The 14,051-nt window shown below is 59.9% G+C and carries 14 protein-coding genes; 3 read left to right on the forward strand and 11 right to left on the reverse strand.

Annotated features, from left to right (window positions below; all coding sequences use genetic code 11):
• Nucleotides 1-143: 143 nt before the first annotated feature.
• The 5 genes from AC0Z5Z_RS07780 to AC0Z5Z_RS07800 all read right to left on the reverse strand — a co-directional run bounded on the left by AC0Z5Z_RS07780 (nucleotide 144) and on the right by AC0Z5Z_RS07800 (nucleotide 5,120).
• Nucleotides 144-593: a YcgN family cysteine cluster protein gene (locus AC0Z5Z_RS07780; protein ID WP_016771232.1), complete on the reverse strand. Its 450-nt coding sequence runs from the start codon at nucleotides 591-593 to the stop codon at nucleotides 144-146.
• 252 nt (nucleotides 594-845) lie between these two features.
• Nucleotides 846-1,778 (reverse strand): D-2-hydroxyacid dehydrogenase, encoded by a 933-nt coding sequence (locus AC0Z5Z_RS07785; RefSeq protein ID WP_305382399.1) that lies wholly within the window; start codon nucleotides 1,776-1,778, stop codon nucleotides 846-848.
• A gap of 105 nt (nucleotides 1,779-1,883) precedes the next feature.
• Complete coding sequence (locus AC0Z5Z_RS07790) at nucleotides 1,884-2,177, reverse strand: YcgL domain-containing protein (RefSeq protein WP_041478850.1); 294 nt, start codon at nucleotides 2,175-2,177, stop codon at nucleotides 1,884-1,886.
• Nucleotides 2,174-3,307: a ribonuclease D gene (gene rnd, locus AC0Z5Z_RS07795; RefSeq protein ID WP_485610936.1), complete on the reverse strand. Its 1,134-nt coding sequence runs from the start codon at nucleotides 3,305-3,307 to the stop codon at nucleotides 2,174-2,176. Before rnd ends, AC0Z5Z_RS07790 begins: the two co-directional genes overlap by 4 nt.
• Nucleotides 3,308-3,470: 163 nt before the next feature.
• Nucleotides 3,471-5,120, reverse strand: coding sequence for a phosphoethanolamine--lipid A transferase (locus tag AC0Z5Z_RS07800; RefSeq protein WP_476248947.1), 1,650 nt, complete (start codon nucleotides 5,118-5,120; stop codon nucleotides 3,471-3,473).
• Between the two features lie 403 nt (nucleotides 5,121-5,523).
• Between AC0Z5Z_RS07800 and AC0Z5Z_RS07805 the strand changes: the two genes are divergently transcribed.
• The gene (locus tag AC0Z5Z_RS07805; RefSeq protein WP_485610937.1) at nucleotides 5,524-6,696 is read left to right on the forward strand and encodes a cyanate transporter; all 1,173 of its coding nucleotides are present in this window, start codon (nucleotides 5,524-5,526) and stop codon (nucleotides 6,694-6,696) included.
• 176 nt (nucleotides 6,697-6,872) lie between these two features.
• Nucleotides 6,873-7,808, forward strand: a complete 936-nt coding sequence (locus AC0Z5Z_RS07810; protein WP_252887457.1) for a LysR family transcriptional regulator — start codon at nucleotides 6,873-6,875, stop codon at nucleotides 7,806-7,808.
• 3 nt (nucleotides 7,809-7,811) lie between these two features.
• Here AC0Z5Z_RS07810 and AC0Z5Z_RS07815 read toward each other — a convergent pair whose 3' ends face one another.
• The 6 genes from AC0Z5Z_RS07815 to AC0Z5Z_RS07840 all read right to left on the reverse strand — a co-directional run bounded on the left by AC0Z5Z_RS07815 (nucleotide 7,812) and on the right by AC0Z5Z_RS07840 (nucleotide 13,517).
• On the reverse strand, nucleotides 7,812-8,177 hold the full coding sequence (locus tag AC0Z5Z_RS07815) for a 5-carboxymethyl-2-hydroxymuconate Delta-isomerase (protein ID WP_041478855.1): 366 nt from the start codon (nucleotides 8,175-8,177) through the stop codon (nucleotides 7,812-7,814).
• Nucleotides 8,178-8,342: 165 nt separating this feature from the next.
• On the reverse strand, nucleotides 8,343-9,263 hold the full coding sequence (locus AC0Z5Z_RS07820) for a LysR substrate-binding domain-containing protein (protein WP_056783563.1): 921 nt from the start codon (nucleotides 9,261-9,263) through the stop codon (nucleotides 8,343-8,345).
• Nucleotides 9,264-9,352: 89 nt separating this feature from the next.
• Nucleotides 9,353-11,458: a DUF6311 domain-containing protein gene (locus tag AC0Z5Z_RS07825; protein ID WP_485610938.1), complete on the reverse strand. Its 2,106-nt coding sequence runs from the start codon at nucleotides 11,456-11,458 to the stop codon at nucleotides 9,353-9,355.
• Entirely contained in the window at nucleotides 11,455-11,841 is a 387-nt protein-coding gene (locus AC0Z5Z_RS07830) for a GtrA family protein (protein ID WP_150742403.1), read from the reverse strand. The genes AC0Z5Z_RS07825 and AC0Z5Z_RS07830 overlap by 4 nt, the downstream gene beginning before the upstream one ends.
• A complete protein-coding gene (locus AC0Z5Z_RS07835) occupies nucleotides 11,838-12,548 on the reverse strand; it encodes a class I SAM-dependent methyltransferase (RefSeq protein ID WP_150742402.1) in 711 nt (236 codons plus the stop codon). Before AC0Z5Z_RS07835 ends, AC0Z5Z_RS07830 begins: the two co-directional genes overlap by 4 nt.
• Nucleotides 12,549-12,551: 3 nt before the next feature.
• A complete protein-coding gene (locus AC0Z5Z_RS07840; protein WP_150636528.1) occupies nucleotides 12,552-13,517 on the reverse strand; it encodes a glycosyltransferase family 2 protein in 966 nt (321 codons plus the stop codon).
• 275 nt (nucleotides 13,518-13,792) lie between these two features.
• Here AC0Z5Z_RS07840 and AC0Z5Z_RS07845 point away from each other — a divergent pair, with 275 nt between their 5' ends.
• Nucleotides 13,793-13,984 carry a YegP family protein gene (locus AC0Z5Z_RS07845; protein ID WP_016771242.1) on the forward strand — a complete coding sequence of 64 codons (192 nt, stop codon included), beginning with the start codon at nucleotides 13,793-13,795 and terminating at the stop codon, nucleotides 13,982-13,984.
• Nucleotides 13,985-14,051: the final 67 nt, after the last annotated feature.

The following is a 14,051-nucleotide window of genomic DNA, read 5'->3' on the forward strand; positions in this document are numbered from 1 at the left end:
GATCGGTCTCCCCCAGAAACACATCTTCGTATGTCGCACCAGCGAGCTTAGATCTCATTCATGCTGGTGTGTGGGGAACATACAAGGAGCTGCCGAAGGCTGCGATCTTTTGATCTTTACGGGTTCAACAACTCACCACCTCATCAGCCCGCGCGAAAAATCAGATGATCTTCCCAGTCATCCTCCGGCACGCTGCCTTCGGCGAGCATGCGCCCGGACTGGGAAATCCGCTCATGGTGCACCGCGTCGCGGTCGCCACACACCAGGTGATGCCATAACGGCAGATCCTTGCCCTCGCTGACCAGACGATAACCACAGGTCGGCGGCAGCCACTTGAATTCCTCCGCCTGACCCGGCGTGAGCTGAATGCAGTCAGGGACAAACTTGATCCGGTTCGGATAATCGCTGCACTGGCAGGTTTTCAGATCCAGCAGTTTGCAGGCGATGCGCGTGTAATAGACGCTGTTGTCTTCTTCGTCCTCGAGCTTTTGCAGGCAGCACAGGCCGCAGCCGTCGCACAGCGATTCCCACTCCTCGTGATCGAGCTGATCGAGGGTTTTGCGTTTCCAGAACGGTTCGACTATGGCGGCCATGGCTCAAGCATCAACATCAAGGTGGTGAAAAGGCCGCCAGTCTAGTGCCAGCGAGCGCAAGGGCCAAGCGCTGGCGACTGCCGGTAAATCCGCTTGTCCGCACCAGCGCCGCCCACTGAGCAACCTGGTGACTACCCTTTGAAACCAATGTGGGAGCGAGCCTGCTCGCGAAAGCGCTGTGTCAGGCACGCTGTTGTCGACTGACACGCCCTCTTCGCGAGCGGGCTCGCTCCCACGATGATCGGCGCTGGATCAATAACCGCGGGTGAAATCCACTTCCCCACTCAACGCCTCACCCGCCTCGTACGCCTTGAGGTTCTGCACAAACAAATCCACCATCAGCGCCGGCGAGGTCGGTGCCGAGCTGTGCCCGGTCAGGAGCAAGCCCCACGCGGTCCAGAATGGATGGCGTTGCGGCAATGGTTCCTGACGGCAGACGTCGATCACCGCGCCGGCCAGATGCCCTTCCTTCAAAGCTTCAACCAGATCGGCATCGACCACTGCCACACCGCGTCCAGCGTTGATGAACAATCCGGTCGGCTTGAATTGTTTGAACAGCGCCGCGTCGTAGATATCGTGGGTGTGTTCGGTGTTCGGCAGCAGATTGACCACGTAATCCACTTCGCCCACCAGACGCGGAAGATCGGCCAGCGCGCCGACTTCGACAAACGGCGCCTGTTCGCGGGCACTGCTGGCGATGCCGTACAGCTCGACGCCGAACGGCCGCAGAAACTGCGCAACGCTCTGGCCGATGTCACCGGTGCCGACGATCAGCACCTTGCGCCCTACCAGACTCTGGCCGCTGCGGTTGTCCCACTTGCGCTCGACCTGGCTGACCAGCCGCGCCAGCACTTCGCGTTCGTGGCCGAGGATGTAGGTCAGCACGTATTCAGCCATGACCTGACCGAAAATCCCCACGGCGCGGGTCAGACGATAGTCGCGGCGCAAGCCGTCGGCGAGCAGCGGCGTGATGCCGGCCCAGGTCGATTGCAGCCATTGCGGTTGATGGCCCTGGCGCAGCAAGGTCGCCAGCAGATCCGGCTGGCCCAGCCACACCGGGCAATCGGCGGCCTGACGCGCCAGCTCGGCGGAGTCGCCGCTGGTCAGGATTTCAAGCTCGGGCAGCGCCTGACGCAGCAGGCGGGCGTATATCGCGTAGTCGTGTTCGGCAATCAGAACGCGCATCTTCAAACCTTTCGCAAACCGTGCAGACAGCCGCCGGGTTCGGGCCGGCCATCGCGGTAAAAACAGTTCCAGGGTTAACCGAGGCCCAGAACAGGGCCTCGCGGGTCAGACCGGGTCGTTGCGTCGCAGCAACTCTTCGGGCAAGTGCTCGATGTACTCGTCCTCGGCCGGTGGCATTTGCAGGTGATAGCCCTGCTTGTCGAGGTTTTCCAGAACCACGGTGATGTCTTCGCTGGCCAGCTTGCGCTCGGGCGACAGCACCAGATCGAAGGAGTGCTTCGCTTTGCCGAAAGCCGTCATCAGCGCTTCCGGCACGCGCTCGAGTGCATCGCTCTTGAGCACGTAGAGATACATGCCGCTGCGCTTGGAGCTTTGGTAGATGGAGCAAATACGTTTCAAGGCTGTTCTCCGGCGGTGGCCAGGCTGTCGAGCAGCTTCTGGCCGAGCAATTCGCGGCGCCAGCCACGCAGCGAATCGGGCAATTGGTAAGGCCCCTCGGGGAAGCCGCTTTTGACCAGGGCTTCGAGGGTTTTCTTGCGCAGCATCAGTTCCGGGGCAATACCCAGGCGTTCGGCCTCGGCCTGACCCAGCGCGCGCAGTTGCTTGATCAGCGCAGCGGCTTCGATCGGCAACGGCTCCGGCACTGCCGGCGGCCATTGATCTGGCCCCACACTGCCAGAGCGCTTGATCAGATCAAGCAGAAACTGACCGTCCTGACGTACGGTACGCGGGTGCATGTCTTCAATCTTGCCCAGCGCCGCGAGGTTATCCGGCTGGGTGCGGGCCAAGGGCCACAGCGAGTGTTCACGGACGATGCGGTTGCGCGGCAGGTCGCGGGCGCGGGCTTCTTTTTCGCGCCAGGCGCACAGCTCACGCAGCACGGCGAGTTGTGCACGGGACAACTTCCATGCCAGTTTCGCCTCGCGATACACCTCGTAAGGATCGGTTTCGCGGCGCAGGTTGGCGACCAGTTCGGCGCCATCCTCCAGCACCCAGGCGAACTTGTCGTCGGACAGCTTGGGCCGCAACTCGACGAACACCTCGGCCAGATGCACGGCATCTTCGGCGGCATAGCTGATCTGGGTTTCGGACAGCGGGCGCTGCAACCAGTCTGAGCGGGTTTCGCCCTTTGGCAGGTCGATGCCGAGCACCTCCTGCACCAGACGCGAGTAGCCCATCGAAAAGCCGAGGTTCAGGTAAGCGGCGGCCAGTTGCGTGTCGAACAACGGCGCCGGCAGGCTGCCGGTCAGGCGCAACAGTACTTCGAGGTCTTCGCTGCAGGCGTGCAGGACTTTCAGCACCGCCGGGTTTTCCAGCAACGCAGACAGCGGTTGCCAGGCGTTGATGGTCAGCGGATCGATCAGGTAGGCGCGTTTGCCGTCGCCGATCTGCAACAGGCCGGCAATCGGGTAGAAGGTGTCGACCCGCATGAATTCGGTGTCGAGGGCAACGAACGGCAGCTGCTGCCACTCGGCGCAAAACTGCGCGAGGCTTTCGTTGTCGCGAATCCAGTGAATATCGATAGCCACACGGCTCTCCCTTGAAGAATGGCGCGCAGTATATATCGCCACCGACGATTTACGCGCCTTTGAAGGGCAAGAGCTGTAAGGAAATGTCTTGCCTGTCAGCAAGAATAGTCTGACAGCAGAAACAGAAAGGCCCGTCGCATTGGCGCGACGGGCAGGAAACGCTTCACTGCTTGGCCAACACGCCGTCGATCACCGCGCCACGACAGCCGGCAAACATGTCCAAGGCAGGTTGATAGACGCTGCTGCGCACTTCCAGCAGGCCGAGCATCGAGTGGAACAGATTGTCCTGGCTCAGCGGCTTGTCCCGGCTCAGTTGCAGGCAATGGGTGTCGACCGAATAGGCCTTCTGATAGCTGTCAGAGAACCACGCCAGCATCGCTACATGCTTCTGTTGCTCGGGCGCCAGCATATAAGGCGTGCCGTGCAGAAACAGGTTGTACTCGCCCAGCGATTCGCCGTGGTCCGACAGATAGAGCATGGCGGTGTCGACTTTGTCCTGATTGCTGCGCAGCACATCGATCAGGCTCGCCAGCACATGGTCGGTGTAGACCAAGGTGTTGTCGTAACCGTTTACGATACTTTCGCGGCTGCAATTGTTCAGCGCGTTACTTTCACAGACCGGAGTGAAGTGTTCGTACTCCTTGGGATACCGCTTGAAGTAGTCCGGGCCGTGACTGCCCATCTGGTGCAGAACCAGGACGGTGTCCTTGTCCAAGTGATCGATAAAACTTTGCAGCCCTTGCAGGAGGATTTCATCGCGACATTCGCTGTTGGCGCACAACGCCGGGTCTTGCAACTTGCTGACATCCTGCACCGTGACGCGGTCGCAAGTGCCTTTGCAGCCGGACTGGTTATCGCGCCAGATCACATCAATGCCGGCGCGCTTGAGTACGTCGAGCAAGCCCTCCTCATTCCTGGCCTTGCTGGCGTTGTAATCCTTGCGGCCCATGTTGGAGAACATGCACGGTACCGAGACAGCCGTTTCCGTGCCGCAGGAATGCACATCAGTGAAAGCGATCAGGCCAGCCTCTTTGTCCAGTTGCGGGGTGGTGTCTCGGTCGTAACCGAGAATGCCGAAGTTCTGCGCCCGCGCACTTTCCCCTACCACCAGCACGGTGAGGGATTTGCGTGGCTGTAGCCGCAAGTCGGGGTTGCGCTGGGCATCTTCGCCGATCTTGATGAACGGCTGCTGCGCCGAGACAACTTGCTCTTGCAGATAACCAATGGATGCGCCGATGTAATTGCTCGGCACCAGCATCAGGCGAATTTCGTGGTGATTGCGAAACAGCGACGACAAACCTTGATAGTTGGCCAATGCCACAACGCCGATCACCGCCGCCGAGGCAACACTGACAATAACTTTGCTGAACAACTCGCGATGCCAGCGCCGATAATTGACCGGTACTTTCCACAACAACAAACACGGCAAAACACCCAGCAAGAGAATATAAGCGAACAACTTCAACGAAAGCAGATCACGCACTTCCGTCGCGTTGGTCTCGGCAAAGTTGCGCAACATGCCCGCATCAATCATGACACCATATTGGCTCATGAAATAAGCCACGCCGGCGCTGACTAAAAACAAAAGAGTCAAAAGTGGTTTAAGCAGTGGCCGGAACGCGAATATCGTCAGCACGATATTGAACGCGGCAAGGATCATCACGCCGAACGCCACGCGCATGGCGATGCCCTTGCCATCGGCGGCGGTGATCTCGAACAGGTGTTGCCAAAGCACCAGATTGAAACCGAGCAACAAAAAGGCGCTGGCAAACAACGTCACCCATTCCGGGCGCACGGCTTTTAACTTCAACATGATGAGTGACTGTTCCTGAAAGAAGAGCCTCGTCGATTGTGAAAAATTCATTCACCGAGGCATGCCAAACTTTAGGCAGGTATGGATCAATTTTTCGTGAAAAAGATGCTAATGATTAGTTGCCTCGGAGTACGAACGTGAAAGTTTGCGAGTATTTGAGAATGGTTCAGGGTTTATTCAGTTTCAGGCACTTCGCAATGTCCTCTGTGGGAGCGAGCCTGCTCGCGAAAGCGCAGTGTCAGCAAATAATTGTTTGTCTGGAGGAACGCATTCGCGAGCAGGCTCGCTCCCACATCGGGACAGGGGTGTTATCGAGTTTTTAGGTCTGGCCCGGGGTTTTCTGATTTGCCGACGCCGGCGACGCCACGCCTAATCATCAGCCTCTGCACTCCAAGGCCCGCTGATGAATCAATCCCGCCCCGCCGCTTGGCTGATACTCGCGATCATCCTTGTCGCACTCAATCTGCGCCCCTCAATGGCAGCCATCGGGCCGCTGCTGTCGGCGATCCGTAGCGATATCCCGTTGAGCTTCACGCTTGCCTCTTTGCTGACGATGCTGCCGGTCATGGCCATGGGGCTGGCGATGTTCTTCGGCCTGCGCATCAGCCAGCGTCTGGGCGAACAACGCACGGTGCTGCTGTCGCTGCTTGTCATCGGGCTGGCGAGCCTGTTACGGCTGTTTATCGATTCCGCAGTCGAACTGATCGTCAGCGCGATACTGGCCGGCATTGGCATAGCGCTGATTCAGGCATTGATGCCGGCGCTGATCAAGACGCGCTTTGCTGACAACGTGGCGTTGTGCATGGGCATCTACGTGACTTCGATCATGGGCGGCGCCGCGATTGCCGCATCGTTCGCGCCGCTGGTGATGGTGCAGACCGGCAGTTGGCGCGTCGGGCTGGCCATCTGGGCGGCGTTGGCATTGGTCGCGTTGCTGGTCTGGTGCTTGCAGCCAGCGCAAGCCCTATCAAGGGTGACCCAGCGGGAGTCTTTCATCACGCGCCGTCGCGCCTGGTTGCTGGCGATTTTCTTTGGCCTCGGTACGGCGTCCTACACCTGCGTCCTCGCCTGGCTGGCCCCGTACTACGTGGAAAAAGGCTGGAGTGAACAAAACGCCGGGTTGATGTTGGGTTTTCTTACAGCGATGGAGGTCATTTCCGGGCTGGTAGTGCCGGCGATCGCCAATCGCAGTCGTGATAGGCGTGGGATATTGGCGGTTCTGCTGTTGCTGATCATCGGCGGTTTCTGCGGGCTGATTCTCGCCCCGCTAACTCTGGCCCTGTTATGGCCTTGTCTGTTGGGGTTGGGGATTGGCGGTCTGTTTCCGATGAGCCTGATCGTCGCGCTGGATCACTGCGACGAGCCGCAGCGCGCCGGTGGCCTGACCGCGTTTGTACAGGGGATCGGTTATCTGATCGCAGGACTGTCGCCGCTGTTGGCAGGGATGATTCGCGATCGGCTGGGCAGTTTCGAAGGTGCGTGGTGGGCGCTGACTGCGGTAATGGTGCTCATGCTGCTGATGGTTGTGCGCTTCAACCCTCGCGACTACACACGTCACTTGCCCTGCCCGGGCTAAAGGCCTCTGGCCATCTTTTGCGCACGAGATTGGCAACGTCGTGTTGCTAAAAGTTTCTGTCCCACATGTGTCCGTGAAATGTCCTACGAGGGTTTCTCCTGGCACCATCGTTCCGTTAGGATCGTACGCACACGTTTGCGCGAATTCTGCGCGAGGGGCACAGCGAGACGGAACTCATGCTGAACAGTAATTTGCTTCGCAAGCTCGATATGCAGGACTTGATGGTATTCGTCGCCGTGTACGAGCAGAGCAGTGTCACCGATGTCTCGGAAACCCTGTTCGTCAGCCAGTCCACCGTCAGTTATTGCCTGAAGAAACTGCGCACCAGTTTCGAAGACGAACTGTTCATCAACACCCGCACCGGCATGCGCCCGACCTACAAGGCCTGCAGCATGTACGGCCATGTGCAGAAAATCCTCGAAAGCATCAACCTCTGCCACGCCGGTGCCCCGGCTTTCGACCCGAGCCGGCAGGCGGTGACTTTCAACATCTGCGCCCCGGAATACTTCGAGCAATTGATTCTGCCGCGACTGTTGAAGCGCTTCGATTTCGACGACTTGCCAGTGATGGTCAACATGCACAAGTTTGAAACCGACGTTCCGGCCGAAGAGTTGCGCGACGGCAGCCTCGATCTGGTGATCAGTTTCGGCCCGCACTTTCACCGCCAGCATGCGGATCTGAAATCACGGATGTTGCTGGAAGATGACCTGGTCTGCGTCTTCGACAAACGCGCCACGCCACTGGAACCGCGCCTGAGCCTGCAAGCATTCACCGAACGTCGGCATGTGTTTCCAACGCCGTGGACTTCAAGCACCAACATGGTCGACGGCTGGCTGGCGCGGCAAGCGCAAAAGCGCCAGATAGTGGCCCGATCGAACAGCTACAGCGCCGCGTTGAAGATGATCACCGGCACCGATTTCATCCTCACCCTGCCCCGGCGTATCCAGCGTCTGCTGACCAACGACGCAGTGTTCAACCACTGCGAAGCGCCCAACGGCCTGCCGGGTTTCACCCTCGACATGCAGTGGAGCCAGAGCGCCGATCAGGACAGCGCCAACGTCTGGCTGCGCGAGCAGGTGATTCAGGTGTGCAGCGAGCTGGAAAACGCCTGAACGTCAGATGCCGATGGCGGCTTTGCTGTAGGACTCGCGATCGATGTCGAGCAGTTCCACGCACAGTTGCACTTCGAGCCCGGCCGGCCATTCGCAGAGTTCCTGCAACACTGCCAGCAGACTTTGCGAGAGCTGCTTCTTGATCTCCGCCGAGCGCCCGCTGAGCAAGGCCAGTTTCACATGGACGAAGGCACGCTCGCCCTGCGCCGTGCCGACCTTGAAGTTGTCGATCTTGATCGCGCGGCTCTTGATATCGAACTCCGCGCCGAACTGACCGGAACCGACCAGCGTGTTGTTGAGCCGGATCAGGGCGATGTCAGCGTTCAACTGCGTCAGGTTGGCGGTGTATTCCATGTGCAGGTGTGGCATTGCGGATCTCCAGTCGGCGGATGCGGGGGCGTACATATACCACAATCACACAGCGTCATTTGTGGGAGCGAGCCTGCTCGCGAAAGCGTCCTTTCAGGTTGCACACCCGCGCCTGCTGAACCGCTTCGCGAGCAGGCTCGCTCCCACAGGGATACGTGGCATCTGTTAGATCTGAATAAGCGGCCGTTCACTCATGAATGCTTCCAGCCGCGAGCGCAGCCAGCGTTCGGCAGGGTCGCTGTCGACGTGGCTGAGCCAGACCATCGACAGGTCCAGTGTTGGCGTCTTGAACGGGAACGGTTCCTGGAACAGCGCCCCGGACGCCGCCATCGCCGCTGCGGTGTAATCCGGCAGGCTGGCGATCAGGTCGGTGCCGGCCAGCAAAGCCGGCAGTGCGCTGTATTGCGGCACCGACAACACCACCTGCCGCGTGCGGCCCAGTTCCGCCAGCCACTCATCGGCGTAACCGCTAACATTGGCCGTGTGTGACACCAGCACATGCGGGCGGGCGCAATATTCGTCGAGGGTCAGCGGCGTATCAGAGGCATCGGCGCGCAGGATGCTTGGCTGGATATGCCGCAGCAGTTTGCGTTTGGCGTTGGCCGGCAGGCCACGGGTCTGGCTGATGCCGACGGTGATATCGCCGGCAGCGAGCAGGTCGGGAATGCGCCAGTAATCGACATGCTGCACCACGAACACCACGCTCGGCGCCTCTTGGCGCAACGCGCGCAACAGCGGCGGCAGCAGGCCGAATTCGACGTCGTCGGACAGGCCGATGCGAAAGGTCATGGTGCTCGTCGCGGGATCGAAATCGCGGGTCAGGCTCAGCGCCGCCGAGAGTGAATCCAGTGCCGGTTTGAGATGGCGGTAAATGTCTTCGGCGCGGGCCGTCGGTTCCATGCGATGGCCGACGCGGATGAACAGCGGATCATTGAGCATCGTGCGCAAACGGTTGAGTGCCGAACTGATGGTCGGCTGGCCGAGGAACAGCTTCTCCGCCGCGCGGGTCACGTTGCGTTCCAGCATCAGGGTCTCGAACACCACCATCAGGTTGATGTCGGCCTTGCGTAGTTCATTGCGGTTCATCCTTTGCCCCTGCTCCCCGGAATAGCGGCAGTGTAGAAAGGCCCAGGAACCGCGTCTATGGGCCGCTGCGCCGAACAGTCACTGAAGGGTCAATGAAGCGTCAACGCCAGAATGCCAATGGCCAGTTTGCGCGGATCGAGTCCCATGCCCAGCGCTCTCGGGCTGACGGCATCGGCGTGCTGGAAACGAATCACCAGCACGCCTTCACGCTCAGTGCGCTGCTGGACTTCAGCTGGCAGGTCAACGCTGACAACGTTCGCTTCGGCCTTGAGCAAGCGGGTGGAGAGCACCGGCACATCGTTGACGCTAATCTCCAGCCCCTGTTCGGTATGCGACGGCGCAATCAAAGCGTTGGCTTCCAGCACAAATGATCTCACCGGCGCCTCGGGCCGCAGAATGATTTGCGATTCACTGCCCTCGGACCACGTGCCCCACGGTTCGCTTTTCGACCATCCGCTGCCGAGGAAAAACGTCGCCAGGCTGGTAACGTTGAAGGTCACGCGCTCGTTCGACTTCATTGGCGAAATCAGCGTAAGGGGATCGGCGGCCACGATGGGCGGGCAATCGGCGCAACGCTTCCAGCCGGGCGCCAGCACGTTCAAACCGTCGATTCTGGCGAGTACGTCAGTCTCGCGATTGAGAGTCAGCGCGGCCGGCAGCACAGTGCGGCTATCAAGTACATACAACGTATCGGCGGCGTATTGACCAGAGCTGACCATCTGGTCGGCCACAGCCTGGGCCGCCTCGGTGGCCTTGGTACTCATGCGGCCGAGGTAGACCGCATTGGTCGGCAGATGATGGCGTCCCGCATACTCGGCCAGCGTTCGCCACTGCTCCGGATAATTCTCCGGGCGCAGCCAGCGCACCGCCTGATAATGGCGGGCTGCCTGATCCCAGAACGGATCAACCAGTGGCGTCGGCCATTGTGGCGCCGGCGTGGCCATGAACAGGTTGCGCGACTCTCCCCAACCGGAACGCGTATCCGCCACTTGCAGCAACAGGGCAATGCTCAGCAGAATCCGTGCCGTGCGCGAAGTATGGCCGCGAATCACCACGTACAGAATGGCGAAAATCGCCATGTACATGACCGGCCAGATCATCCGCCCCGAACCGCGAAAAATTGTCGCCACCGCCACCACCGCATCCGGCAGCGGGACGTGCAACTCGAATGGGCCGACCCCGATGTTGTTGGAAAACGCAAACAGCGCCAGGCCGGCGAGCGCGAGCAACAGCAACGGGTAGCGACGTGGCTTGAGGTGAACATCCGTGCCGCGTTGCAGCCATGCCGCGAAGGCGCAGATGAACAGGAACACCACACCCAAACCAAGGAAAGCAAAACCGTCACCATCGCCCAACACACCGGGCATGTCGCGCAGGGCAAACGACCAGGTTCCCGGGTCGAAAAAGCTCAGCACATTGGCGCGGAACAGACCGTAGCCCATCAGTGCCAGACCGTCATCGCCGACGCTGAAGTAGCCCGCCTGCCAGCAACACAGACTCACCAGCAAAAACAGACCGATCAGTTCGGCCACAGCTTTGCGCGGCGCCAGATGTCGCCGCAGGGTGTGCGCTGCGAGATCGGCGAGCCAGATCAGCGCAATCATCGCCAGCAAATAGGCGTGAATCAGCGCGGCCGCCGCCAGCAACGTTCCCCAGGCCAGAGAGCGCTTGGGCGTGAAGGGCCGCAGCGCCAGGTACAGCGCGGCCAGCAACATGAAATGCCCGCCCAGGGACAGGTGCACGCTCATGCGGATCAGCATGGCCGGAACGAATAAAAACAGCCCGGTGCCGAGCAATCGCAGAACCGCGTCGCGGCTCACCAGGCCGAGCAGTTTCCAGGCAAACCAGCTCTGCAGAATGAAGCAGGTCAGCAACCACAGTCCGAAATACTGAAACGGCTCCGGCAACAGCGCCGAAAACGGCTTGAACAGAAAGGCAAACAGCGGATTGGAATCGGAAAAGATCAAGCCATTGCTCAATTCAAGTCCATAAGACGGATTGAGCCCCAGCGGAAAGCTCCATGGCGAGTGCCGGAAAAACACCCAACCCTGGTAATGGGTGGCCGGGTCGCCGTCGCCCAGCCAGACAATGTTCATCGGATTCAACGCCCGTGGGCCGACCACGATAAAAAAGGCCAGAATGCCTAGCAGCACAGGCAACAGCGCAGCCGCCCGAGAGGTTGAGCAAAGCTTCATCGATACGTCCAGAAATTATGCAAAACGAATGTGAACGCCGGCACCGTCAGGGCCACGGCGCCGATCCCGAGCAGATAATGCAACCCAGCCACTTGCGCCGCCCAGGCAACCAGCATCGCCAATAGAAAACCGCCCGCCGAGACCGACACAAAGCGCAGTAACGTGCGCCCGTGCAGGCGAGCTGAAAAGCTCCAGGTGGTATTGATCACATAAGACACGACGGTCGCCACGGCAAAGGCGAAACCATTGGCCAGCGGCGGTTCGGGCGCGATGAAGCGGATGAACATCACGGCCACCAGCGCATGCAGCGCAGTGACGAACAGCCCGGTCAGGGCAAAGCGCAGACCACGGCGAACCAACGCTGAACGATCACTGTCGATCACGGTTTCTGCGCCAGCACGAAGACGCTCAAACCGGCCAGCCGGTTGCTGCCCATCAACGGCAACTCCAGTCGGCAAAGAGTCTTGAGCACGCTGTTGACCCACGGGTGATGACGCTTGAGTTGCGACTGCGGCCGTGCGGTTTGCGAACCTTGAGGTATCAGGCGCAACGCTGCGGCGATAGGAAACACCGCACCGAAATAGTAGGCGCCGCGCTGCACGGTCAAACCGGCATCGCCCGCCAGGGTTTCGAATTGCGCGAGGGTGTAGCGGCGCTTGTGCTCAAGAAAATCATCATGACCGCTCCAGAGAAACTGAAACGCCGGCACCGTCATCAGAAAACGACTGCCCGAAGGCACTTTATCGACATAGTTTTTGAGCAGGCCGAGGTCGTCGTCGACATGCTCGAGCACGTCCATCAGTAACACCAGATCGGCATCGATGCTGTCGATGCCGCGGCGGTAATGCACCGGTTTGCCAGCGGTGGTGGCGCTTGAATCGGCGGGGTAACTGATGTCGACGCACCACGCCTCATGCGCGTCGGTGTGGGTCAGCAGATGATGCGAGAAAAACCCCGAGCCGGCACCGACATCGAGTATTCGTCGGATCGGCATGTTACCCAGCAATCGCCGGGTCGCCGCCGCTTTGCAGCAGTAATACCAATGCTCATCGATGCTGTCGCCGAGGATGTCGGTTTCCTTGAGATCCATCTGTCAGTCCTTGGGGTCGTAAACGCGACGCACCAGAAAAACCGGCCGGCGTTTGGATTCGATATAGGTGCGGCCAAGGTATTCGCCGAGTACGCCAATGCCGATCAATTGCAGACCGCCAAGGAACGTGACTGCGACCATCAGCGAGGCATAACCAGGCAAGTCGACACCGTGGATCAGTGTGCGCAGGACAATGAACATGGCGAACGCAAACGACACCAGCGAAACCGTTGCCCCCAGGTAAGTCCAGACCCGCAGCGGCTCGGTGCTGAAACTGGTGATGCCTTCGAGGGCGAAGTTCCACAGCCGCCAGCCATTGAATTTGCTTTGCCCGGCCACGCGCTCGGGGCGCTCGTAGTCGACATGAGTGGTGCGGAAACCGACCCAGGCGAACAGACCTTTCATGAAGCGTCGCGACTCAGGCAGGGTCAGCAAGGCATCGACCACGCAGCGGTCCATCAAGCGGAAGTCGCCAACGTTCTCCGGCAACGGCTGTTCGGCGATGCGGTTGTGCAGGCGATAGAACCAGTGGGCCGAGGTCGATTTGGCCCACGTGTCGCTGCGGCGGCTGACACGATGCCCCAGCACCACTTCGTAACCTTCGCGCCAGCGCTCGATCATCTGCAAAATGACTTCCGGCGGGTCCTGCAGATCGGCGTCGATCGGTACCACGATCTGCCCGGTGGCCATTTGCAGACCGGCCGACAACGCCGCTTCCTTGCCGAAGTTGCGGCTTAGATCGACGATGCGCAGACGCGAGTCTTGCCGCTGCCGCTCAAGCAAGCGCTCAAGGGTGGTGTCGGTGCTGCCATCGTTGATGAAGACCAGTTCAAGATCGATCAGTGCCTGCGTCTGAAAGACGTCGTCGATGCGCGAAAGAAAGCTGTCGAGGCTGTCGGCCTCGTTGAAAACGGGGATCACCAGCGACAACGTCACCTGCCCGGCCTGTTGCGTTCCGTGCTCAGTCAAAGGAGTGCTCTTTTTATAGTTTGTCGGTCATCGAAAGTCTTTCGAGGCCATGAGCCGTGCCGTATTAAGCAGCAGCCGGCACGCACGTGCAAGCAGGACACGGCGTCATATCGGCCAATTCGCCGGGCAGTCGCGGCGCTCTGGCCAGCGTCTTTCAGAAACATCCGCGAACGATTGGAAACAAATCCCCGATAGCCAAAAAAAACCGCTGCGCTAGGCTTGCGTCGATGCGCCACACAGGTGGGCGCGCCTATCGATCGCAGGGAGCGAACCGTATGTATTTCGAAATCTACCGACAAACCCGAGGCACCCCCAGCACTGGCAAAGGCCAATGGCGCTGGCGCCTGCGTGCGCGCAACCACGAGACGGTGGCCAGTGGCGAATCGTATGTGAACAAGGCTGATTGCCTGCACGTGATCAACCTGATCAAAGCCGTACAGGGCGAGACGCCGATCAAAGAGATCTGAACGAAACCACAGTCATCAAAGGTGCATGTGCTGCATTTGTTGCTTCCATGCACCCCGGCGCCTCTAG

It is taken from the genome of Pseudomonas sp. 1L-E-NC-VB-C3, from assembly GCF_057291535.1.